Origin of the sequence: Verrucosispora sp. WMMD573 (genome assembly GCF_027497175.1) — a bacterium.
GTDB lineage: Bacteria > Actinomycetota > Actinomycetes > Mycobacteriales > Micromonosporaceae > Micromonospora.
In genome coordinates this window covers 6,026,948-6,051,261 of record NZ_CP114901.1, presented here as the reverse complement: position 1 = coordinate 6,051,261, position 24,314 = coordinate 6,026,948, and the positions used below count along the sequence as shown (strand labels likewise).

Genomic DNA, 24,314 nt, shown 5'->3' with positions numbered 1-24,314 from the left:
ACGGTGCCGGCGGGGCTGGCGGTCGTCTTGGCGAGACGATGAAGCGGTGACCATCCGGGTTTTGCTCGTCGACGACCAGCCGCTGGTGCGGGCCGGGCTGCGCGTGCTGATCGCCGACGTACCAGACATGGCAGTGGTCGGCGAGGCCGGCACCGGCGCCGAGGCGGTGCGACTGACTCGTGAGGTGCTGCCTGACGTGGTGCTGATGGATCTGCGGATGCCGGGTACCGACGGCATCCAGGCGACGCGGACGATCACCGACTCCGGCGGTCCCGCCCGGGTGCTCGTGCTCACCACGTTCGACGACGACGAGCACGTGCACGCCGCGCTGCGGGCCGGCGCGAGCGGCTTTCTCGTCAAGGACATGGCTCTGGAGGACATCCTCGGCGCGATCCGGGTGGTAGCGGCCGGGGACGCGCTCATCGCACCAGGCGTCACCCGGCGACTGATCGCCGAGTTCAGCCGCCGGCCGGTGGCTGCGACGCCACGGTCGCTGACCGGGGTGACCGATCGGGAGCGCGAGGTGCTCACCCTCGTGGGCCGGGGCCTTTCCAACGCCGAGATCGCCGCCGAGTTGGTGATCAGTGCGGCCACCGCCAAGGCACACGTGGCAAGACTGTTCAGCAAGCTTGGCGCCCGCGACCGGGTGCACCTGGTCATCGCCGCATACGAAGCCGGCCTGGTCACCCCACCCCGCTGACCCCCACCATCACCTCCCCGCCACCCGGCTGGCTGCCCACCCAGCTACCCATCGCCCTCGCCTCCACCCACAGGCACGCCCGCATGCCCCGTGCCGGCGTGCCCTCGTGCCGGCGTGCCCTCGTGCCGGCGTGCCCTCGTGCCGGCGTGCCCTCGTGCCGGCGTGCCCTCGTGCCGGCGTGCCCTCGTGCCGGCGTGCCCCGTGCCGGCGTGCCCCGTGCCGGCGTGCCCCGTGCCGGCGTGCCCCGTGCCGGCGTGCGCCGTCCCGCGTGCCCAGTGCCCGCGTGCCCGCGTGCCCCGTGCCGGTGTGCGCAACTTCGGGGAAGGTGCTGCCTCGACCGCGTCGGACCCAGCAGTTTCCCCGAAGTTGCGGGGTCGACGGGGAGCGGGTGGTGACGGGGAGCGGGTGGTGACGGGGTGGGGGTGGGGGCGGGGAGCGGGTGAGGGTGGGGAGTGGGGAGTGGGGAGTGGGGGGTGGGGCGTGGCGGGCGGTCAGTGGAGGGGGCGGCGCTGGTGGCGCTCGGCGCGCCACCAGCGGGCGAGCAGTACGGCGCTGGCGATGAAGCCGAGTGAGGCCGGGGCAGCGGCGAGCCAGTTGACACCGCTGGGGCTGGTCACGGCCGCGCCGACCGCCGCGTAGCCGAACGCGGTCGGCGCGGAGGCGATCACGCTGCCGACGAGGAACGGCACCACCCGGGCGCCGGTGGTGCCGTAGCCGTAGCTGACCAGACCGAAACCGGAGATCGGCAGCAGCCGTACGGTGACCACGCCGAGGACGCTCTGCCGGGTGAACCAGCGGTCGAGGCGGGCCAGCCGCCCCCGGATTCGTTCGGCGACAAAGTCCCGGCCCAGCACCCGACCCACGGTGAAGCCGATCGCCGCCGCCAGCAGGGCGGCGCCGAGCGCGTACGCGGCACCTTCCAGGGCACCGAAGATCGCCCCTGCGGCGAGCGTGATGAAGGTACGGGGGACCAGCGCCACCAGCAGCAGCGCCCCACCGAGCACACCGGCCACCGGAGCGAGCCGACCCATCCGGTCGGCCAGGTCCGGCAGTGCGGACGGTTCGGGGTGCGGCACCAGCAGCAGTGTCACCCCGAAGGCGGCGAGCAGAAGCAGCAGCAACACGAACCGGGTGACCGACGGCGTCGCGGCCAGCAGACGGCGCCGAGCGGCCGGTGTGTTGACCGCCGTGCTGCCGTACCGCGCGCTGTCGGCCGGGGTGGCCGCGCCGGTGCCCGCCGGGCCGGCACCGGACCGGACGGTGTCGGGCAGCACGGTGTCGGGCTGCGGAGGGCCGGCTGTGGGGTCGCCTGACCGGCTTGCCCCCAGGAGTCGTCTCCGCAGCTTGCGGATCATGCCCGGGCGGTGGCCACCGCGGTCCGGCGTTCGGCGCGCAGCCGGTCGGCCCAGGTGTCGTCGAGCGGCGGCAGGTGCTGCGCCCCGGTCGCCCAGCGCAGCAGCAGGTCGGCCAGGGCCGGGTTGCGGGCCAGCGCCGGGCCGTGCGAGTACGTGCCGAGCAGCTTGCCCCGCCAGGCACCCTCGGTGGCACCGTCGTTGCCGACCCCGGCGGTGACCCGGGCCAGCGGGGAGACCTCGGCGCCGAGGTGGGTGCGACCGCCGTGGTTCTCGAACCCGGTCAGCGGCGGCAGGCCGAGGCGGGCGTCGATGTCGCCGGCCAACTCGCCGACGGCCCGGCTGGGGCCCCGGTCCGAGGAGAGGTCGAGCAGTTCCAGGCCCTGGTACTGGGTGCCCTTGGCGAAGAACGAGGTGCCCAGCAACTGGTAGCCGGCGCAGACGCCGAAAACCACCGAGCCCTGGGCCACCGCCCGGTGCAGGCCGCCGTCGGCGAGCAGTCGTTGCGCGCCGAGCGCCTGCGGGCCGTCCTCGCCGCCGCCGATGAGGTAGATGTCGGCCGTGGTGGGCAACCGCTGGTCGGAGCGGACCTCCAGCACCTCGACCGGGAACCCGCGCTGCTGGGCCCGGCGGGCCAGGATCAGGGCGTTGCCCCGGTCACCGTAGGTCGACAGCAGGTCCGGGTAGATCCAGACGATGCGCAGGGTCTCAGTTGACACGGTCCAACTCCGCTCGGATGTCCTGGAACGCGGTGTAGTTCGCGATGACCTCCAGCCGACCCGGCGGTACCGCCCGGACGGCCTCGTCGAAGGTGCGTACGTACTGGAAGGGCACGTCGTTGATCTCCAACCGCACGGCCAGGTCGTACGCCCGGTCGCCGGTGATGAGCACCAGGCGTCCGCGCAGCGGAGCGAAGTCGACGTCGAAGAGCCACGAGGTGTCCAACCCGTCGGGGTCGCGGGCGTTGATGGACAGCAGCGTCGGCGCCTCGTCCGCCATGTCGAACGCCTCCAGCCAGCTGGCCGGGTTCTTGGCCAGCAGCAGTCGCACGGTGCGACCCTCCCGGACGACCTGGGCGTAGCGTCCGGCCACCGAGGTCACGTCGCCGAGGCGGGGCACCGCGTCGAAGGGGCGTACGCCGAATTCGGCGGCGACCGCGAGGGCGGTGGCCGCGTTGCCGACGTTGACCTTGCCGGGTAGCTGAAGTTTGACCTTGTACCAGGCGCCGGTCGGGTCGACGACGCCCTCGTCGTCCACGGTCCACTGCGGCTCCGGGCGGCGTAGCGGGCAGCCGGTGCACCACCACTGCTCGCCGGAGCGCTGGATGGTGGAGCCGCACTCGGGGCAGACCCAGGAGTCGTCGTGCCAACGCTGCCCGGCGGAGAACCAGGTGACGTGCGGCGGGGTGATCCGCTGGTCGTGGGAGGCCGGCGGGGTGGCGGCCCAGACCACCATCGGGTCGTCGGCGTTGGCGACCACGCGGATGTCCGGGTGCCGGGCCAGCGCCGAGCGCCAGAGCTGCGCCATCATGGCGACCTCCTTGGCCCGGTCCAGCTGGTCACGGGAGAGGTTGAGCAACGCCACCACGTGCGGGTCGGTCGCCTCGATCACCTGGGCGAGGTAGTGCTCGTCGACCTCCAGCACCGCGTACGGGGTGCTGCCGGCCTTGGCCAGCGCGGAGGTGTGCCCGGTGGGCATGTTGGCGCCGAACGAGTTGGTGGCGACCCGACCGAGTACGCCGACGGCCGCCGCCGCGAGCCGGGTGGTGGTGGTCTTGCCGTTGGTGCCGGATACCAGCGCGATGGCCCGGCCGGCGGAGAGGTGGGCGAGCAGTTCCGGGTCGATCTTCAGGCCGAGCCAACCACCGATCACCGAGCCGTCGCCCCGGCCCGCCGCCCGGGACAACGCCGCGGCGGTCCGTGACACGGAGCTGGCCACCTTCGCCCGCAGGGGCATCTTCGCGTCCGTCACCCGAGCGAGGTTACCGGACCAGCGGACCCCCGAGATCGGCACCGACGGCGATCCGTTCGGCTCGGCTCTGCCGGCGGCCGGTCGGATGACCCTCGGCCGTACGGAGTCGATCTATGTCGGAAAGCGGACCGCCCTGGCGGGCCGTCCGGGCCCTCCACTCCGCTCCACCCATCCTGACGTGCGCATTTGTGGCGACGCGCGGCGCGCCACACGGTCGAATCTGGTTGCGAGTGGAGGGAAGTGGAGTAGAGTGGGGCGCATTGGTGGGGCCGGGAGGGGCCCACCGGCCCGGGGGGTCGGCGGCGCGCGAACGCCGCTCAAAGGGCGAGGGGGTTGGGCCGATGTTTCTCGGCACCCACACTCCGCGCCTGGACGACAAAGGCCGGTTGATCCTTCCGGCGAAGTTCCGGGATGAGCTGGCGGGGGGTGTCGTGATCACCAAAGGGCAGGAGCGCTGCCTCTACGTCTTCCCGACGCCGGAGTTCCAGCGGATCGCGGAGCAGTTGCGTGCGCAGCCGATGACGCACAAGGCGGCCCGGGCCTACAGCCGTGTGTTCTTCGCCAGCGCGCACGACGAGGTGCCGGACAAGCAGGGCCGGGTGACCATCCCGGCGCACCTTCGTACATATGGGGGGCTCGACCGGGACCTGGTGGTCATCGGTGCGAGCACCCGGGTGGAGATCTGGGACAAGGTCGCCTGGGAGACCTACCTCGCCGAGAGCGAAGACGACTTCGCCGACATCGAGGAAGGGGTGCTGCCCGGCGGTCTGTAGGGCGTGGCGACGCCCGACGTACTGCGAGATCTCCAGCCGCTTTCGAGTTCCTGGCATCCCTTCCCCGGTGCCAGGCGCACGATCCGACCCTCCGGGCCTGCGGCCCGACGGGCGGGCGGAGAGCGGATGGGGATCTGGCGGTACGACGGCACGGCGTCGTCCGACGAGCAGGGCGCGGATACACAACCGGTTCAACCAGTGGGGGTCGACATGGGGGAGCTACGCGGCACGCACGTGCCGGTGCTGCTCGAGCGGTGTCTCGAGCTGCTGGCCCCCGCGCTGGGCCGGGGCGGGCGCACCGTGCACGTCGACGCGACGCTGGGCCTTGCCGGCCACGCCGAGGCGGTGTTGCAGGCCCATCCGGAGACGGTGCTGGTGGGCCTGGACCGGGACACCGAGGCGCTGGCCCACGCCAGGGTTCGGCTGGCCCGGTTCGCCGACCGCGTCCATCTGGAGCACGCCGTCTACGACGAACTGCCCGAGGTGCTCGACCGGCTGGGATATCCGTCCGTGGACGGGATCCTGTTCGATCTCGGTGTCTCCTCGTTGCAGCTCGACGCGCCCGACCGCGGGTTCGCGTACGCGCAGGACGCGCCGTTGGACATGCGGATGGACCAGACCCGGGGGGTGACCGCCGAGGAGGTGGTCAACACCTACTCGCACCCGGAGCTGGCCCGGGTGCTGCGGGTGTACGGCGAGGAGAAGTTCGCCGGGCGGATCGCCTCGGCGATCATCCGGGAGCGGGAACGCGGCCGGATCACCTCGTCGGCGCGGCTGGCCGAGCTGGTCCGGGAGTCGATTCCGGCACCAGCCCGACGAACCGGGGGGCACCCGGCAAAGAGAACGTTTCAGGCTTTACGGATCGAGGTAAACAGAGAACTGGCAGTGCTGGAGACAGCGCTGCCGGCCGCTCTGGACCGGCTGGCCGTCGGCGGTCGCCTGGTGGTCCTGTCCTACCACTCGCTGGAGGACAGGCTCACCAAGCAGGCGCTCGCCGATCGGATCCGCAGCACGGGCCCGATCGACCTCCCGGTCGAACTGCCCGGGTCAGAACCGACGTTCCGGCTGCTCAGCCGGGGCGCGGAACTGCCCGGGGAGGCGGAGGTCACCGCGAACCCGCGGGCCGCTTCGGTGCGCCTGCGGGCCGCGGAGCGGATCGACCCGCAGGCACGGCAACGGGGGCGTACCGACCGCGAACGGTACCGCCGCCGGGTCAAGGCGATGCACCAACCGGGGACGGGGTCGGCCACGGGATCCGGTCCGGATCCGCGGCGGGCGCCGGGGGACACCACGGACGAAGAGGGGGAGGGGACATGAACGTAGACAAGCGTCGGGACATTGCCGGCGCCGGGCAGCGCGCACCGCGGTCGGGGGGCCGGATCGCGGCGGAGCGGACCCGGGGGGTGGGCGACGGTGCCCGGCGGGCGGACCGGTCGGCGGAGACTCGCGCCCGGGGGGCGCGCGAGTTCCCGACCCAGGGCAGCGCCGCGCTGCGTCCGGTGGAGCGGGTCGCCGTCGCGGCCGAGCGGCCGGAGCCGCCGCGGCTGCGGGTCGCCCCGCCGCCGCCGGTGCGGGTGCCGCGGGCGCCGTTCGCGGCGCTGGTGGTGGTGCTGGTCGTCGGCGGGGTGCTGGGCATCCTGGCGGTCAACACGAAGATCAACGAGAACGCCTTCCGGCTGGACGAGTTGCAGCAGCAGCAGGCCAAGCTCGACGTGGAGCAGCAGCAGCTGAAGAAGCAGATCGCCGAGTCCGAGTCGCCGGGCAACCTCGCCGCCCAGGCCCGCAAGCTGGGCCTGGTCGAGTCGGACGACCTGGCGTACATCCGGCTGCCGGACGGCAAGGTGATCGGAGTGCCGCAGCCGGCCGGCGGGCAGCTCTCCATCGCCAGCCAGCAGGGCGGGCAGGGGTAGGCCGTGCCACCGAGGTCGGAGGAACCGCGCCGGGACGCCGAAGGCTCCCGGCGCGGTTCGTCGCGTGGCGCCGGGCAGCGGGGCGTGCCGCCCCACCCGGCGGAGCCGGGTATCGGCGGCATCTCCGATGCCCGCGCCTACACCCCCCGGGGCCGCTCCATCCGGGAAGGCGCTGCGTCCTCCGGCACCGGACGCGCGGAGCAGCGGCGCACTCCGCGCAGCAACCGGTCGCAGGACCCGTTCCGGCCGGCCCTCCAGGTCCTCGACGGCGGCCGAGGAACCGCCGGTCGGGCGGCCGGCCGGGCGGGCGGCGCGGCCCGCCGGGACGGTGGCGTCGCTCGCGCCACGGTGACCCGTACCGTCACCGACCGCACCCCGCGCGACGAACCTCGGGTCACCGCCTCCCGGCGACGGGTGGCTGGCACGCAACCGCGTCGCGGGGACGGCACGCCGCCGCGCCGGCCGGCACGCAAGCGGCCCCGACCGCCCCGGCTGGCCGACCCGGGGCGCCGGCTGCGACTGGGTACGGCGTTGACCCTGGCCCTCTTCGTCGCCGTCGGGGTGCGGCTGGTCGTGCTCCAGGCGGTCGACACCCCGGCGTACGCCGACGGCGGGCTCGCCGACCGCATCACCACCGTGCCGCTGCCCGCGCCGCGGGGCGCCATCTACGACCGCTCCGGCGAGGCCGCCCTGGCGCACAGCGTCGAGGCCCGGTACGTCTACGCCGACCCGACCCGGATCGAGGACATCACGGCGACCGCGGCGGCGCTCTCCCCGCTGCTGGGCATCCCGGCCTCCGAGCTGGCCGAGAAGATGAAGCCCCGCAAGCGGATCAGCGGCGTCGATTCACAGTTCGAGTACCTGGCCCGGGGCGTGGACATCGACCGTGCCAAGGAGATCATGGCGCTCAAGCTGTCCGGCATCGCCACCCACCGCGACGAGCGGCGCGAGGTGCCCGGCGGGGATCTCGCCGCCAACCTGATCGGTTTCACCAGCCCGGACATGGTCGGCCTGGAGGGCCTGGAGGCGCGCTTCGACGACCTGCTGCACGGCGAGGACGGGCAGCGGGTCTTCGAGATCGGCCTCGGCGACCTGGCCGCTCCCATCCCCGGCGGCTACAGCAGCACCACGAAGGCCAAGCCGGGCAGTTCGGTGGTGCTCACCATCGACCGCGACCTGCAGTACATGGTGCAGCGCATCCTCAGCGAGCAGATGCAGCAGGTGCAGGGCAGCACCGGTGCCGCCGTGGTGCTGGACGCGCGTACCGGCGAGGTGCTGGCGCAGGCCAGCCACCCCACCTACAACGCGGCGAGGCCCTTCCCGAGCGAGCCGACCGACCGGGAGGACGCGGCCACCAGCTTCATCGTCGACCCGGGCTCGGTGCACAAGCCGATCACGTTCGGTGCCGCGCTACAGGAAGGCGTCATCACCCGGGACACCTCGTTCCCGGTGGCCAACGCCATCCGCAAGGGCGACACCTGGTTCCGCGACACCCACCAGGCGAACGGGCGGCGGATGAGCGTGGCCGGCATGATGGCGTACTCCTCGAACGTCGGCACCATTCAGATCGCCGACAAGCTCGGCCCGGAACGGCTGCTCGACTACCAGCGGCGCTTCGGTCTGGGCAAGCCGACCGAGGTCGGGATGCCCGGTGAGGCGAGCGGGCGGCTGCTGCCGGTAGAGGAGTGGAGCGGGTCGTCGCACGGGTCGGTGCCGATCGGGCACAGCGTGGACGCCACGCCGTTGCAGATGGCCGCCGCCTACGCCGCGATCGCCAACGACGGCACCTACATCCAGCCGCACCTGCTCAAGGAGACGATCGCGCCGAACGGGAAACGGACCCCCGCGCCGGCGCCGGAGACCCGACAGGTGCTCAGCCCGGACAACGCCGTCGCGCTGCGTACGATCATGGAAGCGGTCACCACGGTCGACGACGCCACCGGCCTGGCCGCCGCGGTCCCGGGCTACCGGGTCGCCGGCAAGACCGGCACCGGCTGGCGGCTGGTCGGCGGCAAGAAGCAGCCCGGCGAGGTCGCCTCGTTCATCGGGATGGCACCGGCGGAGAATCCGCGCTACGTGATCGCGGTTTTCGTGCACAGCCCGAGCGGCGGTGGTGGCCAGATCTCGGCACCGGCCTTCCGGGACATGATGACCTTCACCCTGCGCCACTTCCGGGTACCGCCGTCGACCGAACCGGCGCCGACGTTCAGCGTTTTCCCGTAGCCGCTACCTGCGGTTCGACTCCATGAGACGGAGATTCAGGCGCGCCGTGCGGCCCGGACCGAGCGACCGGGTAGGGTCTGACGCCGTGCGCGGCAATCCTCGTCCCCGTTCCGTGACCGGGATCCGGCTCGGTGACCTGGCCGCCCGGCTCGCCGTGGCGTCCCCGACAAGTGCCGACCCGGTGGTGACCGGGGTGACCCACGCCAGCGGCGAGGTCCGCCCCGGCGATCTGTACGCGGCCCTGCCCGGCGCCCGACGGCACGGAGCGGAGTTCGCCGCCGAGGCGGCGAGCGCCGGCGCGGTCGCGATGCTCACCGATCCGGCCGGTGCCGAGCGAGCCGCCGACAGCGGGTTGCCGACCCTGGTCGTGGCCGACCCCCGCGCGGTGCTCGGCACGCTCGCCTCGGCCGTGTACGGCGATCCGACGGCAGCACTGACCGTGATCGGGGTGACCGGCACCGCCGGCAAGACCTCCACCGCGTACCTGGTCGAGTCGGGGCTGCGCGCGGCCGGCCACACCACCGGCCTGATCGGCACCGTGGAGACCCGCCTCGGCGATCTGGTGATCGACAGCGTGCGGACCACGCCCGAGGCCACCGACCTGCACGCCATGCTGGCCGCCGCCGTCGAGCGTGGCGTGACCGCGGTGGTCATGGAGGTCTCCAGCCACGCCCTGGCGATGGGCCGGGTCGGTGGGGTGCGGTTCACCGTCGGCGGCTGGACCAACTTCGGCTCCGACCACCTGGACTTCCACGCCGACGCCGAGGACTACTTCGCCGCCAAGGCCCGGCTGTTCGACGGCCGGTGCGCGGTCGAGGTGCTCAACCACGACGACCCGGCGCTGAAGGCGCTGTTCAAGCCGGGCACGGTCAGCTTCTCCGCGCTCGGGGACCAGGCCGCCACCTGGTGGGCCGACGAGCAGACCGGTGAGGGGTACGCGCAGCGGTTCACCGCGCACGGCCCGGACGGGCTGACCCTGCTCGCCCGGGTGGCGCTGCCCGGCCGGCACAACGTGTCCAACGCCCTGCTGGCCATCGCCAGCCTGGTGGCCGCCGGGGTCGACCCGGTTACCGCCGCCGAGGGTGTGGCCGCGTGCGGCGGCGTACCCGGGCGGCTGGAGTCGGTGGGCGTGGCCGGCAGGGTGCGCGGGGTGGTCGACTACGCGCACAAGACCGACGCCGTGGTGGCCGCGCTGGCCGCGCTGCGGGAACTCAGCACCGGCCGGCTGATCTGCGTCATCGGGGCCGGTGGTGACCGGGACCGGGCCAAGCGGCCGGCGATGGGCGCCGCCGCCGCGGCCGGCGCCGACGTGGTGGTGGTGACCGACGACAACCCCCGCACCGAGGATCCGGCGGCGATCCGCGCCGAGGTGCTCGGCGGTACGCGCCGGGCCGACGCGTCGGCCAAGGTGATCGAGGTCGGTGGCCGCCGGGCGGCGATCGACGAGGCGGTGCGGCTGGCGACGCCGGGCGACGTGGTCGCCCTGCTCGGCAAGGGGCACGAGCGGGGCCAGGAGATCGCCGGCGAGGTGTACCCGTTCGACGACCGGACCGAGCTTGCCGACGCGCTGCGGGGCCGCTTCGGGGATCTGGAGGGCCAGTGATCACGCTCAGCCTGGCCGAGGTGGCCTCGGCGGTCGACGGTCGGCTGGTGGCCGCCGATCTCACCGCGCAGGTCACCGGCAGCGTGGAGTTCGACTCCCGCAAGGTCACCCCCGGTGGGCTCTTCGTCGCCTTCGACGGGGAGAAGGTGGACGGCCACGACTTCGCCGCCGCGGCGGTGGCGTCCGGCGCGGTGGTGGTCATGGGTACCCGCGAGGTGCCCGGGGTGCCGATGATCGTCGTCGCCGACCCGTTGGCCGCGATGGGCCGGCTGGCCCGTGTGGTGGTGGACCGGCTGCCCGGGCTCACCGTGATCGGGTTGACCGGCTCCTCCGGCAAGACCACCACCAAGGACCTGATCGCCCAGCTGACCGCGCGGCTCGGGGAGACGGTGGCGCCGCCCGGGTCGTTCAACAACGAGCTGGGCCACCCGTACACGGCGTTGCAGGCCGGACCGACCACCAGGTATCTGGTGATGGAGAAGGGCGCCCGGGGCATCGGCCACGTGCGGTATCTCTGCGAGGTCGCGCCGCCGCGCATCTCCGTGGTGCTCAACGTCGGGGTGTCGCACATCGGCGAGTTCGGGTCGCAGGAGAACATCGCCCTGGCCAAGGGCGAGCTGGTCGAGGCGCTGCCGGCCGACGGTCTGGCGGTGTTGAACGCCGACGATCCGCTGGTCGATGCCATGGCCGCCCGGACGGTGGCCCGGGTGATCCGCTACGGCGAGTCGGCGAACGCCGATGTGCGGGCCGTGGACGTGAGGCTGGACGAGCGGGGACGACCCGCGTACACCCTGGTCACGCCGGAGGGCAGTGCGCCGGTACGACTCGGACTCACCGGCCGGCACCAGGTCTGGAACAGCCTGGCCGCGGCGGCCGTGGCGCGGGAACTGGGGATGCCGCTGGCCGAGCTGGCCACCGCGCTGGGCGCGCTCGGGCTGGTTTCCACCCGTCGGATGGATGTCTTCGAGCGCACCGACGGGATAACCGTGATCGACGACTCGTACAACGCCAACCCGGCGTCGATGGCGGTGGCGCTGCGGGCGCTGGGCGGCATCGGCGCGGGGCGGCGTACCGTCGCGGTGCTCGGCTACATGGCCGAGCTGGGCGAGTTCGAGGCGCAGGGACATGCCGAGGTGGGCCGACTCGCGGCCGAGCTGGGTGTGGACCGGTTGCTCGTGGTCGGCGAGGCGGCGGCGCCGATCCATCACGGGGCGACATCGGTAGGTGACTGGGGAGGAGAGTCGGTGCTGCTCACCGATCAGGCGGCGGCCGTCGAGGTGCTGCGCAGCGAGCTACGGCCGGGCGACGTCGTCCTGGTGAAGGGCTCCCGGTACCGGACGTGGGAGGTGGCCGACGCGCTGCGCGTCGAGGCCGCCGGAGGCGGTACGGGTACGTCGGCGTCGGCCGGGGGTGGCGCCGCGTGAGGGCGGTCATCGTGGCCATCGGGGTGGCCTTCCTCGTCTCGCTGTTCTGCACCCCGATCGCGATCCGGGTTTTCACCCGGCTCAAGGCCGGCCAGCCCATCCGGGCCGAGGGCCCGCAGATGCACCAGGGCAAGAAGGGCACGCCGACGATGGGCGGCGTGGTGTTCATCCTGGCCACGGTCATCGCGTACGTGGCCGGCCACCTCGCCCTGACCACGCTGCCCGACGCGCAGATCGCCCAGGTCGAGCCGACCATCACGGCGCTGGTGCTGCTCGGGCTGATGGTCTTCTGCGGCGCGGTCGGCTTCATCGACGACTTCCTGAAGGTGCGCAAGCGGCACAGCGGTGGCCTGAGCGCGCGGGGAAAGCTGCTCGGGCAGATCCTGGTCGGCGCGGTGTTCGGGGTCGTCGCGCTCTGGTTCCCGTCCACCATGACCGACGCCACCGGCGCGGTGACCAACACCGAGACGGTCGGCAGCACCACGCTCAGCTTCATCCGGGACATCCCGGCGCTGGACGTCACCAAGATCGGCGCGGTGATCATCTTCATCTTCGTGGTGATGGCGGCGACCAACGGCGTCAACCTCACCGACGGCCTCGACGGGCTGGCCACGGGCGCTTCGGTGATGGTGCTCGGCGCGTACGCGGTGATCGCCTTCTGGCAGTACCGGCACTGGTGCGCCGACCCGGCGTACACCGCGAACCCGGACAACTACTGCTACACGGTCCGGGACCCGCTGGAGATCGCGCTGATCGCCGGGGCGGCGGCCGGTGCCTGCGTCGGCTTCCTGTGGTGGAACACCTCGCCGGCCCGGATCTTCATGGGCGACACCGGAGCGCTCGGCCTCGGTGGCCTGATCGCCGGGATGGCGATGTCGACCCGTACGATCCTGCTCCTGCTGATCATCGGTGGCCTGTTCGTGATCATTACGATGTCGGTGGTGATCCAGATCATCTCCTTCAAGACCACCGGCAAGCGGGTGTTCCGGATGTCGCCGTTGCAGCACCACTTCGAGTTGGCCGGCTGGAGCGAGGTCAACATCGTGGTCCGCTTCTGGATCATCGCCGGCATCGGCGTGGCCATCGCCCTCGGCCTCTTCTACAGCGACTTCCTCGCCAACATGGGCTGACCCACCCCCCTTCGGGCCGCCCCTTCGGACGGCACAGTCACGTTGATCATGAAGTTGTTGCCGCCCTTTCCGGCGTGGCGTGGCAACAACTTCATGATCAACCCCTTGGGGGCAAGTGCGACACGCCGAGTGGGCGATAGCGGCGGTGTCGGATGGCGGCAGCGGCGATGATGGCGTTGTGGGGGAGGCGCGGGACGAGAAGGGTGTAGCACCGGGCGGCCGACGGTCCGCTGGCGAGGCGGTGAAAGCTGCCAGCTCGGTGAAGGCTGCCGGAGCGGTGAAGGCTGCCGGAGCGGTGAAGGCTGCCGGAGCGGTGAAGGCTGCCGGAGCGGTGAAGGCTGCCGGAGCGGTGAAGGCTGCCGGAGCGGTGGATGCGGCTGGCGGTGCGGTGCGAACCGAGGGACCGCCGCGACCACCCGGGTCAGGTACGGGCAGCGGTGCTACCCGCTCGGCCGGGGCGGGCGCCGTCGGGGTCGGGTCGGACGGTGGCGCGTTTCGAGGACTGGACGCGGTGGGGTCGCTGGCCGCGCTGCGCGGCCTGCTGTCCCGGCCGCTGGCCTCCTACCACCTGCTGCTGGCCAGCGCCGGCCTGCTGCTGCTGATCGGGCTGACCATGGTCTTCTCGGCCACCAGCGTGCGGGACTACGCCCAGGACGGCAACGCCTCGGCGTCGCTGACCAAGCAGGCGATCTTCGCGGTGGTCGGCATCGTCGCGTTCTGGGCCTGCCAACGCCTGCCGGCGCGCACCTACCGGGCCCTGGGTCGGCCGACCCTGCTGGTCGCGGTGGTGCTGCTGGTGCTGCTGAACCTGCTGGAGGCGTACGGGCGGCTGACCAACGGCGAGCCGAAGATCGGCCCGCTGGAGGCCGACCTGCTGTGGCTCTACATCGGCGGGGTCAGCCTGCAACCCTCGGAGCTGGCGAAGTTCGCGCTGGTGCTGTGGGGCGCGCACGTGCTCGCCCGCAAGGGCGCGGCGCTGGGCTGGTGGCGGGAGCTGGCCACGCCGCTGTTCCCGGTGGTGGGGCTGCTGTTCGTCCTGGTCGGCTACAACGACCTGGGCAGCATGCTCTGCCTGCTGGCCCTGGTGGTGGGGCTGCTCTGGGCCGCCGGGGTGCGGCTGCGGGTCTTCGCCGCGCTCAGCGCGATCGGGCTGCTCGGCATCGGCCTGCTGGTCGCGGTGGCCTCCCTCGGTGCCGGCTCCGGCGTGCGGGGCGAGGAGAACTACCGGTTGGCCCGACTCACCGTCTTCTTCAGCCCGCCGCCGCTGGAGGGCTGCAAGGAGGAACTCTGCTACCAGATGGTCCAGGCCCGTTACGCCATCGCCAACGGCGGCTGGTTCGGCACCGGGCTGGGCCAGGGGCGGACCAAGTGGGCCTGGCTGCCGGCCGCGGAGAACGACTTCATCTTCGCGGTGATCGCCGAGGAGCTGGGCGTGGTCGGTTGTGCCGTGATCGTCACCCTCTTCGCCGTGCTCGGCTACACCGGCCTGCGCATCGCCCGCCGGGTCGACGACCCGTTCCGCCGGCTGGCCGCCGCCGGCGCCACCGCCTGGCTCGTCGGGCAGGCGTTCATCAACATCGGTGGGGTGATCGGGCTGCTGCCGCTGACCGGCGTACCGCTGCCCTTCATCTCCGACGGTGGCAGCGCCCTGGTGGTGACCCTCGCGGCGGTCGGCATGCTGGCCTCGTTCGCCCGGGCGGAACCCGATGCGGCCCGGGCCCTGCATGCCCGTCCGCCGGCCCGGTGGGTCCGACTAGTGTGGGCACCGTTGCCGCCGCTTCCCGGCCGGCGGCGGCGCTCGGCGCCGCCGTCGACCGCTCGGGGCTCCGTGCCTCAGGCACGCAAGCGGCGTAGGGACGACCAGGCCGCGTCGCGTGGCGCCCGGGACAGCCGGGGTCGGAGCGGGTCGGCGAACGAGAGGAGACGTTGATGGGTCCGCTGCGTTCGGTGGTGCTCGCAGGAGGTGGCACCGGGGGGCACATCTACCCGTTGCTCGCCTTCGCCGACTGCCTGCGCCGGCACGACCCCGGCGTCCGGATAACCTGTCTCGGCACACCGAAGGGCCTGGAGAACGAGCTGATCCCGCCGGCCGGGTACGACCTGCGGAACATCCCGGCCTACCAGCTGCCCCGCTCGATAAATATGAATCTGGTCCGTACCCCGGGGCGGATGTGGACCGCGGCCCGCGCGGCGGGCAAGGTCATCGACGAGGTACGCGCCGACGTGGTGGTCGGCTTCGGTGGGTACGTCTCGGTGCCGGCCTATCTGGCCGCCTGGCGGCGGGAGCTGCCCATCGTGATCCACGAGGTGAACGTGCCCCCGGGGGTTGCCAACCGGTTGGGCATGAAGTTCACCAAGCACGTCGCCGTCGGCTTCCCGCACCAGCCGGCGCAGGCGGAGTCGCTGCGCGACGCCCGGGTGGTCGGCGTGCCGTTGCGGCGTAGCATCGCCGGGCTGGACCGGGCGGCGATGCGTAATGCCGCGCGGGCACACTTCGGGCTCCGTCCCGACCTGCCGGTGCTCTTCGTCGCCGGCGGCTCGCAGGGCGCCCGGTCGATCAACCTCGCGGTCTCCGGGGCGGCGAAGGAGTTGGCCCGCAACGGCGTCCAGGTGCTGCACGTGATCGGTGCCCGCAACGAGCAGGTGTCGGTCCCGACCGACCTGCCGGTGCCGTACGTGACGCTGCCGTACCTTTCCGACATGGACGCCGGGTACGCGGCGGCGGACCTGATGCTCGGCCGGGGCGGGGCGATGACCTGCGCCGAGGTCGCCGCGATCGGGCTGCCGACCATCTACGTGCCCTACCCGCACAGCAACCAGGAGCAGAAGCGCAACGCGCTGCCGGTGGTCGAGGCCGGTGGCGGTCTGCTCGTCGACGACGCCGAGGTGACGCCGGACTGGCTGGAACGCACGGTCATCCCGCTGATCCGCGACCCGCAGCGACTGCACGCGATGGGTACCGCCGCGGCGGCCTACGGCCGGCGCGACGGCGACGAGGCGCTGCTCAACTTCGTCTACGAGGCGGTGACTCGGTGAGCGCGAGGAGCGAGCTGACCACGTTCAGCCCGGCGGGCACGCTGACCGCCGAGGATCTCGGCCACATCCACCTGATCGGGGTGGGTGGCGTCGGCATGAGCGGGCTGGCCCGGCTCTTTTTGACCCGGGGTCTGCCGGTCTCCGGCAGCGAGCTGCGTGAGTGGCCGTCGCTGGCCGGCCTGCGGGCGCTCGGGGGGACGATCCACATGACGCACGAGACTGCCAACCTCGACCGGGTCGACACGGTCGTGTACTCCTCGGCGATTCCCGCCGACCATCTGGAGATGGTCGAGGCGCGCCGCCGCGGGCTACGGGTGCTGCACCGTTCGGAGGCCCTCGCGGCCGCGATGACCGGTCGTCGTACGGTGGCCGTCGCCGGAACCCACGGCAAGACCACCACCACCTCGATGGTCACGATGGTGCTGCAACAGGCCGGGGCCGATCCGTCCTTCGTGATCGGTGGGGAGATCTCCGAGGTCGGTTCGGGGGCGCACCACGGCACCGGTGAGTACTTCGTGGTGGAGGCCGACGAGAGCGACCGCTCCTTCCTCATCTACCGCCCGTTCGTCTCGATCGTCACGAACATCGAGGCCGACCACCTGAACACCTACGGCGACCTGGCCAACCTGGAGGCCACCTTCGCCGAGTTCGCCCGACTCACCGACCCGGACGGCTTCGTCATCACCTGCGCCGACGATGCGGGTGGCCGCCGGCTGGCGGCGACGCTGCGCGCCGAGGGGCGTCGGGTGTACACCTACGGGGAGGCCGAGGACGCCGACCTGCGACTGACCGACATGGCTTCCTCGGCGCGGGGAGTGCGCTACCTCGCCCACATCGACGGTCGCTCGCTGGGCGAGTTCCGGCTGCCGGTGCCGGGCCGGCACATGGGGCTCAACAGCGCCTCGGCGGTGCTGGCCGCGTACCTGCTGGAGTTGCCGCTGCCGGCGGCGGAGGCCGCGCTCGCTGCTTTTCCGGGGGTGCGCCGCCGCTTCGAGCGCAAGGGCGTCGTCGACGGGGTGCTGGTCTACGACGAGTACGCCTACCATCCGACCTCGATGACGCTGGCGCTGCGGACGTTGCGCGAGGTGGCCGGCGACGGTCGTCTGATCGTCGTCTTCCAGCCCTACCGGCTCTACCGCACCCGGGAGTTGCAGGCGGAGATCGCCGAGGCGCTGGCGATCGCCGACGAACTGGTGCTGTTGGAGGTCTTCGGGCCGGGCGAGCAGCGTGGCCCCGGGGAGGGCTCGACGGCGCTGGTCGAGGCGGTGTCGCTGCCGGCGGAGCGGAAGATCTTCGTCGACACGTGGGAGGCGGCACCGGCCGAGGTGGCCCGCCGGGCCCGGCCGGGCGACGTGGTGGTGACGATGGGAGCGCCGCCGATCTCGCTCATGGGTGACGAGCTGCTGGCCGCGTTGGCGGCACGTACCGCCGGTGCGTCGGCGCTGACCGGCACCGTCGCCGGTGGGGTGGCCGGGGGGTCGACGAGCATCGGGGGCAGTGTGCCCGGGGCGGTCGGCGTGGACGGCGCGGCACCCGTCGCGGAATGAGTCCCGGTCCGGCCCGGGGGCGCGGCACCGGTGTGGACGGCGGCGCGGGGCGTCGCCCCGTGCGCCGCTGGCAGTTGGTACGCGCCGGCAGCGACGCGGTACCCGCCTCGACCCGGCGGTTCATGGCCCGGGCCCGGCGTCGCCGGATGCGTGCGGCGTTGCCCTGGGCGGTGGCCGGCGGTGTGCTCGCGGTGGCCGGGCTGGTGGCGTGGACGCTGCTGGGCACCGGCCTGTTCGGCGTACGCGAGGTGCGGGTGGAGGGCGCCGATCTGGTGACGGCGGTGCAGGTGCGGGACGCGGCGGGCGTGCCGGACGGTGCGCCGTTGGCCCGGGTGGACCTGGCCGCGCTGGCCGACCGGATCGGCGCCCTGCCGCCGGTGGAGCGGGTCACCGTCACCCGGGACTGGCCGGACGCGTTGGTGGTACGGCTGACCGAGCGGACGGGCGTGGCGGTGGTGCCGCGCGGGGAACAGTACGCGGTGGTGGACGCCGCCGGGGTGGTGTTCCGGACGGTGCCGCAGCGCCCGGACGGCCTGCCGCTGGTGCGGCTGGCCACGCCCGGTCCGGACGACCCGGACACCCGGGCCGGTCTGGAGGTGCTCGGTGCGCTCACCCCGGAGCTGCTCGACCAACTGGTGGAGATCCGTGTCGAGGGGTTGGCCCGGATCAGTCTGAGGTTGCCTGACGACCGTACGGTGTTCTGGGGCGACGCGACCCGGGGCGCGGACAAGGCGCGGGTGGCCACCGCGCTGCTCGACCAGGACGCGGCCCGGATCGACGTGAGCGCGCCGGATGTGGTCACCTTCCGGTGAGCGACCGATCAGTGGTGAGCCGTCTCGCTACACCGGCGACACGCCGGAGAGGTCCTTGGCTCATCGCTCGGCTGCGCTTACGTTGCCCCGAAGAGGATCAGTGGTTGACATAACTCTAACCCTCTAGTAGAGGGTCAGGGTTTACCTCTCGACCTCGGTGGTGGAGCTGCGTCGACCGTCGGTCCGGCCAGGCCGAAGCCCGGTCGGTGGAGTAGCCGATCTCGAAGGAAAGGACCGGAGATGACACCTCCGCACAACTACCTGGCGGTCATCAAGGTCGTCGGCATCGGGGGTGGCGGCGTCAACGCCGTCAACCGGATGATCGAGGTTGGGCTCAAGGGCGTCGAGTTCATCGCGATCAACACCGACGCGCAGGCGTTGCTGATGAGCGACGCCGACGTCAAGCTCGATGTCGGCCGCGAGCTGACCCGGGGGCTGGGCGCCGGCGCCAACCCGGACGTCGGCAAGAACGCCGCCGAGGACCACCGCGACGAGATCGAGGAGGTCCTCAAGGGGGCCGACATGGTCTTCGTGACCTGCGGTGAGGGTGGCGGCACCGGGACCGGCGGGGCGCCCGTGGTGGCGAACATCGCCCGCAAGCTCGGCGCGCTGACCATCGGTGTGGTCACCCGCCCGTTCTCCTTCGAGGGCAAGCGCCGCCAGGTGCAGGCCGAGGCCGGCATCGACGAGCTGCGTAACCAGTGCGACACCCTGATCGTCATTCCCAACGACCGGCTGCTGGCGCTCGGTGACCGCAACATCAGCATGATGGACGCGTTCCGGACGGCCGACCAGGTGCTGCTCTCCGGTGTGCAGGGCATCACCGATCTGATCACCACGCCGGGTCTGATCAACCTGGACTTCGCCGATGTCAAGAGCGTGATGAGCGGCGCGGGCAGCGCGCTGATGGGCATCGGTAGCGCCCGAGGCGAGAACCGCGCGGTGGAGGCCGCCGAGGCCGCCATCTCCAGCCCGCTGCTGGAGCAGAGCATGGACGGTGCCCGTGGCGTGCTGCTCTCCATCGCCGGTGGTTCCGACCTCGGCCTGTTCGAGATCAACGACGCGGCCCAACTGGTCACCGACGCGGCGCACCCGGACGCGAACATCATCTTCGGCGCGGTCATCGACGACGCGCTCGGCGACGAGGTGCGGGTCACCGTGATCGCGGCGGGCTTCGACGGTGGCACCCCGGCGTACAAGGCGGCCGAGCCGGCCCGCAAGACCAATCAGAACCAGCCGGCCCAGCCGAGCACTCCGATTCTGCCGTCGCCGGCCACGCCGACCGCGCCGCAGTCGCCGCGCCGGGTGCTCTTCGACGACGTGGATGTGCCCGACTTCCTGAAGAACGGGTCCTGAACACCGCCGATGACCGACAGTCAAGCCCCGGTGAGAGCCGACCGGCGCGCGGAGATCGCCGCCGGGCTCGCCCGCGTACGCTCCCGCATCGCCGACGCCTGCGCGGCCGCAGGCCGGGACCGGGCGGAAGTGACCATGATCGCGATCACCAAGACCTACCCGGCGTCCGATGTGGTGACACTTGTCGGTCTCGGCGTGACCGACGTGGGGGAGAACCGCGACCAGGAGGCGGCGACCAAGGCGGCGCAGGTCGCCGCCGCCGGGGTCGCTCCGCGCTGGCATTTCGTCGGCCGGTTGCAACGCAACAAGGTCAAGTCGGTGCTGCGGTACGCGGACGTGGTCCAGTCCGTCGACAGCGTCCGCTTGGCGTCCGCGTTGGACGCCGGCGTCACCACCATCGACCGGGACCGGCCGTTGGACGTGCTGGTGCAGGTCAGCATCGACGGTGATGCGGCGCGGGGCGGTGCCGTGCCGGACTCGGCCGATCCGGACGTGGGCCTCGGGGCCGTCACCGAGGCGGTCGCCACCGCCCGTGGGCTGCGGCTGGCTGGCCTGATGGCGGTGGCACCGCTGGGCTGGGAGCCGGCGCGCGCCTTCGCCCGGCTGGCTACCGTCGCGGCGCTGGTGCGGGCGGACCATCCGCAGGCCACCGAGCTTTCCGCCGGCATGAGTGGCGACCTGGAGGCGGCGATCGGTCACGGCGCGACACATGTCCGCGTCGGCAGCGCGTTGCTCGGAATGCGTCCCACGCTGCGGTAGCCTGGCCGCGAGGGAAGCAAATTACATCAGTGTTGTTTGTGGGAACGGCCTTCCCGGCGACGGGGGGCGTGACGTGCAACGCGAATTGCGCGTCGGGGGATTGCCGTTCCAGTCCGGTGGGCAGGAATGGTCCACTCGCGACAGGCGACACGGCGGGGGCGTGTGCCGCACGGCGGACGGGAAGGGCGCGGGGATGGGTGCACTGCGCAAGGCGGGGGTCTGGCTCGGACTGGTCGAAGAGGACGACGAGCGGGCCTACGACGACGGTGGCTACGACAAGGGTGGCTACCGGGAGTCGCGCTACCGGCAGAGCCGGTACGCCGAGGAGTTCGCCGACGAGGAGGAGGAGCCGGAGGAGCCGCCGGCGCCGCGTCCACGGTTGGGTGACCGTGGGCGGCTGAGCGAGCGACAGGGTCGGCTGGGCGAGGCCGAGCGGCTGGAGTCCGAGCGCCCGGAGCGGGCCGAGCGGGCCGAGCGGTCCAGTGTCCGGTCGATCACCCGGTCGACCGGCGAGCCGTCCGGCGCGCTGACCTACCACACCCGGGACAATCTCGCCCTGGCACCACAGGTGCAGCCGCGTGAGCGCCCGCTGATGGCCGAGGAGGAGCAGCGTTACCAGATCACCACGTTGCACCCGACCACCTATCGCGAGGCGCGGACGATCGGCGAGCACTTCCGCGACGGGGTGCCGGTGATCATCAACCTCACCGAAATGGACGAGGCGGATGCCCGCCGTCTGGTGGACTTCGCCGCCGGGCTGGCCTTCGGGCTGCGCGGTACGATCGAGCGCGTGACCAACCGGGTGTTCCTGCTCTCACCGGCCAATGTCCAGGTCACCGCGGAGGACAAGGCCAAGATCGCTGAGGGCGGGTTCTTCAGCCTGAGTTGACCCGCCCGACCCGAGGGACGTCGCCTACCGTGTTGTCGATCTTGTTGCAGGTCCTCTACCTGACCACGTATGTCTTTCTGATCGTTCTTCTGGCCCGTTTCGTACTCAGCGCGGTGTTGCAGTACGGCCGACGCTGGCAGCCCGGTCGGGGAGCGTCAGCCGGACTGGAATCCGTGTGGAGCGTCACTGATCCCCCGCTCCGGGCGTTGAGGCGTGTGATCCCTCCGCTGCGAATTGGTACCGTGAGCATCGACCTGGCCTCCCTTGTGCTCCTGGTTATCCTGTTCGTGCTGATGAGGTTTGTGTTAGAGCCGGCGATCATCAGGACCGCCTGATGACCGACGCGCTATCGCGGCCGCAACTGACCCGAGGAGTTTCGATGCCGCTGACCCCGGCCGACGTACACAACGTCGCCTTCAAGAAGCCGCCGATCGGCAAGCGGGGCTACGACGAGGAGGAGGTCGACGCCTTCCTGGACGAGGTCGAGCGCGAACTCGCCCGTCTGATCGAGGAGAACAACGAACTGCGCGCCCAGGTGGAGCGCGGTGGGCGGGGCGGTGCCCCGGCCGGCCCCGGCGGCGACGCCCGCCTGGCGGCCGAGCTGAACGACGTCAAGGCCCAGCTCGACCGGGTCCAGCGCGACAAGGCCGCCGCCGAGCAGGCCGCCCGCGCCATGCAGGCCGAGCTGGAGCAGGTCCGCTCCGTCGGTGTCGGCGGCGCCGCGGCCGGCCCCGACGGCGAGCAGCAGGCGCTGCGGGTGCTCATGATGGCCCAGCGCACCGCCGACGACCACGTCTCCGACGCTCGCCGCGAGGCCGACCAGCTGCTCTCCGAGGCCCGTTCCAAGGCCGAGGAGGTCACCCGCGAGGCCCGGGCCAAGGCGGACGCGCTGGAGCGCGACGCTCGGCAGCGGCACCAGGAGGCCATGGGCGGCCTGGACGCCAAGCGCACCGCGTTGCAGAAGCACATCGAGGAGCTCAAGCAGTTCGAGCGGGAGTACCGCACCCGGCTCAAGGCGTACCTGGAGAGCCAGCTGCGCGACCTCGACGGCCGCGGTCAGGGCCTGGAGGCCGAGATGACCCGCGGCGAGGGTGCCCGGGCCGCCGGCAACGGACTCGCTGCGGCGGGTCTCGCCGGTTCCTACGGCGGGGGCCGCTCCGGCGCGCTTGAGGCCGGTCGCTGAACCGGGTCGGTGACTGCCGCCAGCGCGGCGATCACCCGCCCAGCCTCATCGGTACGACACGGCGAGGGTGAGCCATGATAGTCATCAGTCTCGGGCTCATCCTCGTCGCTGTGGTGCTGCTGGTCTTCGGCCTGGCCGGTGGCTCCAGCCCACTGCTGGTCGTCTCGATCGGGGCCAGCCTGCTGGCCGCCGTGGCACTGGTCGCGGGTGCCCGCCAGGCGGCTGGCCGGGCCTCGGCTCCCAGCGGCGCTGCGGCAGGATCCAGCCCTCGCGACGGCGACGGGCGTGGGTCGGGCATTCCGACCCAGCAGACCTCGGCAACCGTGGACATCGGCGACGCCGGGTGGCGGCAACCACCCGGCTCGCCGGTGACCGAGCCGCGCGAGCGGCCGACCGTCGCCGAGGGGTACGACGACGAGCCCGCCGCCGAGGAGACCACGGCGGAGCAGGCCGCCCGGGTGGTCCGCCTCGCGGACGAGGTGCGGGTCGTCGACGGCCGGCCGCGTTACCACCTCGGCGAGTGCCCGCACCTGGTCGGCCGGGAGCACGAACCGCTGCCCGTCGCCGAGGCGGTCGAGCTCGGCTTCACCCCCTGCGCCCACTGCACGCCGGACACCGTCTTGCTGGCGGAGACCGAGCGCCGCTGACGTGGCCCCGTTGGACGAGACGCTTGTCGTCGCCGTACGGGTGAAACCGGGCGCCTCCCGGGCCCGCGTGGGTGGCCGGTTCGACGGTCCGCACGGGCCCGCTCTCGTCATCGCGGTACATCCGCCGGCGGCTGACGGCCGGGCCACCGAGGCCGCCCGTCGTGCGCTGGCCGCTGCGCTCGGGGTTCGGCCGGCCACCGTGTCGCTGCGCACCGGCGCGGCGAGTAGGGACAAGCTCTTCCTGGTCACGCCGTCCGGGCCGGATCTGATCGGCCGGCTGGGTCGGTTGCGGGACGGGGTGGAACCGGCCGGCTGAGTGTCGGGCATCTGCTAGCGTTCCCTTTGCCCCGAAATGGCAGTAACGGGGTGGAACGGGCGTCTCGGTGCGGCACGTTGTCGGACGCCTTTACGTTCCGTATCCTTGCCAACCTCCGGAGTGCGCGGCCCCGTGGCCGCGCGCCCGTTTTGTACCTGGGGCGGCCGATGCGGCGGCCCCTGTCGAGGCGTCGCGGGTACACCCGCGGCTCCGTGGCCGAGGGAGCGACGATGGCCAAGCCAGCCGACACCAGGACCGCAGGCCGCAAGCCTGCGGCGAAGTCCACCCGCAGCGCCGCGGAGACCGAGAAGATCCGAGCCGCGTTGGCGGCCCGGCACGACGAACTGCGAGCCGAGTACGATCAGACGCTGAGCGAGATCACCGAGCTGCAGCGCGACCGCCTCACCGACTCGGCCGGGGACGACCAGGCCGACACCGGCACCAAGACGTTCGAGCGGGAGCAGGAGATCTCCCTCGCCAACAGCATCCTGGAACGGATCACGCAGGTCGAGCGCGCCCTGGAGCGTCTCGATGAGGGTGGCTACGGCTGGTGCGAACGATGCGGCAACCCCATCCCGGTGGAGCGGCTGGCTGCGTTCCCGTCGGCCACTCTCTGCGTGACCTGCAAGCAGCTGGAGGAGCGGCGCTGACGGCACGCTCCCCGGCCTGAGTGCGCAGCGGTG

General features: G+C 72.4%; 23 protein-coding genes. 20 read left to right on the top strand and 3 right to left on the bottom strand.

Annotated features, from left to right (window positions below):
- The first annotated feature begins 46 nt into the window (after positions 1-46).
- Positions 47-700: a response regulator transcription factor gene (locus O7601_RS27375; RefSeq protein WP_281563931.1), complete on the top strand. Its 654-nt coding sequence runs from the start codon at positions 47-49 to the stop codon at positions 698-700.
- Positions 701-1,191: 491 nt separating this feature from the next.
- Here O7601_RS27375 and O7601_RS27370 read toward each other — a convergent pair whose 3' ends face one another.
- From O7601_RS27370 to O7601_RS27360, 3 genes are all read right to left on the bottom strand, one after another.
- Positions 1,192-1,857, bottom strand: a complete 666-nt coding sequence (locus tag O7601_RS27370; protein WP_281567063.1) for a VTT domain-containing protein — start codon at positions 1,855-1,857, stop codon at positions 1,192-1,194.
- A 194-nt stretch (positions 1,858-2,051) separates the two neighbouring features.
- Positions 2,052-2,771, bottom strand: coding sequence for a glutamine amidotransferase (locus tag O7601_RS27365; RefSeq protein WP_281563930.1), 720 nt, complete (start codon positions 2,769-2,771; stop codon positions 2,052-2,054).
- Positions 2,761-4,008, bottom strand: coding sequence for a MurT ligase domain-containing protein (locus O7601_RS27360; protein ID WP_281567062.1), 1,248 nt, complete (start codon positions 4,006-4,008; stop codon positions 2,761-2,763). Before O7601_RS27360 ends, O7601_RS27365 begins: the two co-directional genes overlap by 11 nt.
- Positions 4,009-4,364: 356 nt before the next feature.
- On the opposite strand from O7601_RS27360, the gene mraZ reads away from it, so the two are divergent.
- The 19 genes from mraZ (at position 4,365) to O7601_RS27265 (ending at position 24,281) form a co-directional block, all read left to right on the top strand.
- On the top strand, positions 4,365-4,796 hold the full coding sequence (gene mraZ, locus O7601_RS27355; protein WP_281563929.1) for a division/cell wall cluster transcriptional repressor MraZ: 432 nt from the start codon (positions 4,365-4,367) through the stop codon (positions 4,794-4,796).
- Between the two features lie 210 nt (positions 4,797-5,006).
- Positions 5,007-6,113 (top strand): 16S rRNA (cytosine(1402)-N(4))-methyltransferase RsmH, encoded by a 1,107-nt coding sequence (rsmH, locus tag O7601_RS27350; RefSeq protein ID WP_281567061.1) that lies wholly within the window; start codon positions 5,007-5,009, stop codon positions 6,111-6,113.
- Entirely contained in the window at positions 6,110-6,706 is a 597-nt protein-coding gene (locus tag O7601_RS27345) for a septum formation initiator family protein (RefSeq protein WP_281563928.1), read from the top strand. The genes rsmH and O7601_RS27345 overlap by 4 nt, the downstream gene beginning before the upstream one ends.
- Positions 6,707-6,709: 3 nt before the next feature.
- Positions 6,710-8,929, top strand: coding sequence for a penicillin-binding protein 2 (locus O7601_RS27340; protein ID WP_281563927.1), 2,220 nt, complete (start codon positions 6,710-6,712; stop codon positions 8,927-8,929).
- A gap of 112 nt (positions 8,930-9,041) precedes the next feature.
- The gene (locus tag O7601_RS27335) at positions 9,042-10,532 is read left to right on the top strand and encodes a UDP-N-acetylmuramoyl-L-alanyl-D-glutamate--2,6-diaminopimelate ligase (RefSeq protein ID WP_281567060.1); all 1,491 of its coding nucleotides are present in this window, start codon (positions 9,042-9,044) and stop codon (positions 10,530-10,532) included.
- Entirely contained in the window at positions 10,529-11,956 is a 1,428-nt protein-coding gene (gene murF, locus O7601_RS27330; protein ID WP_281563926.1) for a UDP-N-acetylmuramoyl-tripeptide--D-alanyl-D-alanine ligase, read from the top strand. Before O7601_RS27335 ends, murF begins: the two co-directional genes overlap by 4 nt.
- Positions 11,953-13,086, top strand: coding sequence for a phospho-N-acetylmuramoyl-pentapeptide-transferase (gene mraY, locus O7601_RS27325; RefSeq protein ID WP_093401147.1), 1,134 nt, complete (start codon positions 11,953-11,955; stop codon positions 13,084-13,086). Before murF ends, mraY begins: the two co-directional genes overlap by 4 nt.
- A 520-nt stretch (positions 13,087-13,606) precedes the next feature.
- Complete coding sequence (locus O7601_RS27320) at positions 13,607-15,016, top strand: putative peptidoglycan glycosyltransferase FtsW (protein WP_281567059.1); 1,410 nt, start codon at positions 13,607-13,609, stop codon at positions 15,014-15,016.
- Positions 15,016-16,122 (top strand): undecaprenyldiphospho-muramoylpentapeptide beta-N-acetylglucosaminyltransferase, encoded by a 1,107-nt coding sequence (murG, locus tag O7601_RS27315; protein WP_281563925.1) that lies wholly within the window; start codon positions 15,016-15,018, stop codon positions 16,120-16,122. Before O7601_RS27320 ends, murG begins: the two co-directional genes overlap by 1 nt.
- Positions 16,119-17,669, top strand: a complete 1,551-nt coding sequence (gene murC, locus O7601_RS27310) for a UDP-N-acetylmuramate--L-alanine ligase (protein ID WP_281563924.1) — start codon at positions 16,119-16,121, stop codon at positions 17,667-17,669. The genes murG and murC overlap by 4 nt, the downstream gene beginning before the upstream one ends.
- A gap of 32 nt (positions 17,670-17,701) precedes the next feature.
- Positions 17,702-18,481, top strand: a complete 780-nt coding sequence (locus O7601_RS27305; RefSeq protein ID WP_281567058.1) for an FtsQ-type POTRA domain-containing protein — start codon at positions 17,702-17,704, stop codon at positions 18,479-18,481.
- A 240-nt stretch (positions 18,482-18,721) separates the two neighbouring features.
- Positions 18,722-19,837: a cell division protein FtsZ gene (gene ftsZ / locus O7601_RS27300; RefSeq protein ID WP_281563923.1), complete on the top strand. Its 1,116-nt coding sequence runs from the start codon at positions 18,722-18,724 to the stop codon at positions 19,835-19,837.
- 9 nt (positions 19,838-19,846) lie between these two features.
- Positions 19,847-20,596 carry a YggS family pyridoxal phosphate-dependent enzyme gene (locus tag O7601_RS27295; RefSeq protein ID WP_281563922.1) on the top strand — a complete coding sequence of 250 codons (750 nt, stop codon included), beginning with the start codon at positions 19,847-19,849 and terminating at the stop codon, positions 20,594-20,596.
- Positions 20,597-20,789: 193 nt separating this feature from the next.
- The gene (locus O7601_RS27290) at positions 20,790-21,485 is read left to right on the top strand and encodes a cell division protein SepF (RefSeq protein WP_281563921.1); all 696 of its coding nucleotides are present in this window, start codon (positions 20,790-20,792) and stop codon (positions 21,483-21,485) included.
- A 29-nt stretch (positions 21,486-21,514) separates the two neighbouring features.
- Positions 21,515-21,820 carry a YggT family protein gene (locus O7601_RS27285; RefSeq protein ID WP_093401140.1) on the top strand — a complete coding sequence of 102 codons (306 nt, stop codon included), beginning with the start codon at positions 21,515-21,517 and terminating at the stop codon, positions 21,818-21,820.
- 44 nt (positions 21,821-21,864) lie between these two features.
- Entirely contained in the window at positions 21,865-22,668 is an 804-nt protein-coding gene (locus tag O7601_RS27280; protein WP_099844722.1) for a DivIVA domain-containing protein, read from the top strand.
- A gap of 74 nt (positions 22,669-22,742) precedes the next feature.
- The gene (locus O7601_RS27275) at positions 22,743-23,315 is read left to right on the top strand and encodes a hypothetical protein (protein WP_281563920.1); all 573 of its coding nucleotides are present in this window, start codon (positions 22,743-22,745) and stop codon (positions 23,313-23,315) included.
- A 10-nt stretch (positions 23,316-23,325) separates the two neighbouring features.
- The gene (locus O7601_RS27270) at positions 23,326-23,631 is read left to right on the top strand and encodes a DUF167 domain-containing protein (protein WP_281567057.1); all 306 of its coding nucleotides are present in this window, start codon (positions 23,326-23,328) and stop codon (positions 23,629-23,631) included.
- A 230-nt stretch (positions 23,632-23,861) separates the two neighbouring features.
- Complete coding sequence (locus O7601_RS27265; RefSeq protein ID WP_278179724.1) at positions 23,862-24,281, top strand: TraR/DksA C4-type zinc finger protein; 420 nt, start codon at positions 23,862-23,864, stop codon at positions 24,279-24,281.
- Positions 24,282-24,314: the final 33 nt, after the last annotated feature.

Excerpts from the sequence above, each read along its gene's own strand:
- O7601_RS27360 (WP_281567062.1), bottom strand. The coding sequence starts at position 4,008 with ATGCCCCTGCGGGCGAAGGTGGCCAGCTCCGTGTCACGGACCGCCGCG.
- mraZ (WP_281563929.1), top strand. The coding sequence starts at position 4,365 with ATGTTTCTCGGCACCCACACTCCGCGCCTGGACGACAAAGGCCGGTTG.
- rsmH (WP_281567061.1), top strand. The coding sequence starts at position 5,007 with ATGGGGGAGCTACGCGGCACGCACGTGCCGGTGCTGCTCGAGCGGTGT.
- O7601_RS27345 (WP_281563928.1), top strand. The coding sequence starts at position 6,110 with ATGAACGTAGACAAGCGTCGGGACATTGCCGGCGCCGGGCAGCGCGCA.
- murG (WP_281563925.1), top strand. The coding sequence starts at position 15,016 with ATGGGTCCGCTGCGTTCGGTGGTGCTCGCAGGAGGTGGCACCGGGGGG.
- ftsZ (WP_281563923.1), top strand. The coding sequence starts at position 18,722 with ATGACACCTCCGCACAACTACCTGGCGGTCATCAAGGTCGTCGGCATC.
- O7601_RS27295 (WP_281563922.1), top strand. The coding sequence starts at position 19,847 with ATGACCGACAGTCAAGCCCCGGTGAGAGCCGACCGGCGCGCGGAGATC.
- O7601_RS27290 (WP_281563921.1), top strand. The coding sequence starts at position 20,790 with ATGGGTGCACTGCGCAAGGCGGGGGTCTGGCTCGGACTGGTCGAAGAG.
- O7601_RS27280 (WP_099844722.1), top strand. The coding sequence starts at position 21,865 with ATGCCGCTGACCCCGGCCGACGTACACAACGTCGCCTTCAAGAAGCCG.
- O7601_RS27275 (WP_281563920.1), top strand. The coding sequence starts at position 22,743 with ATGATAGTCATCAGTCTCGGGCTCATCCTCGTCGCTGTGGTGCTGCTG.
- O7601_RS27265 (WP_278179724.1), top strand. The coding sequence starts at position 23,862 with ATGGCCAAGCCAGCCGACACCAGGACCGCAGGCCGCAAGCCTGCGGCG.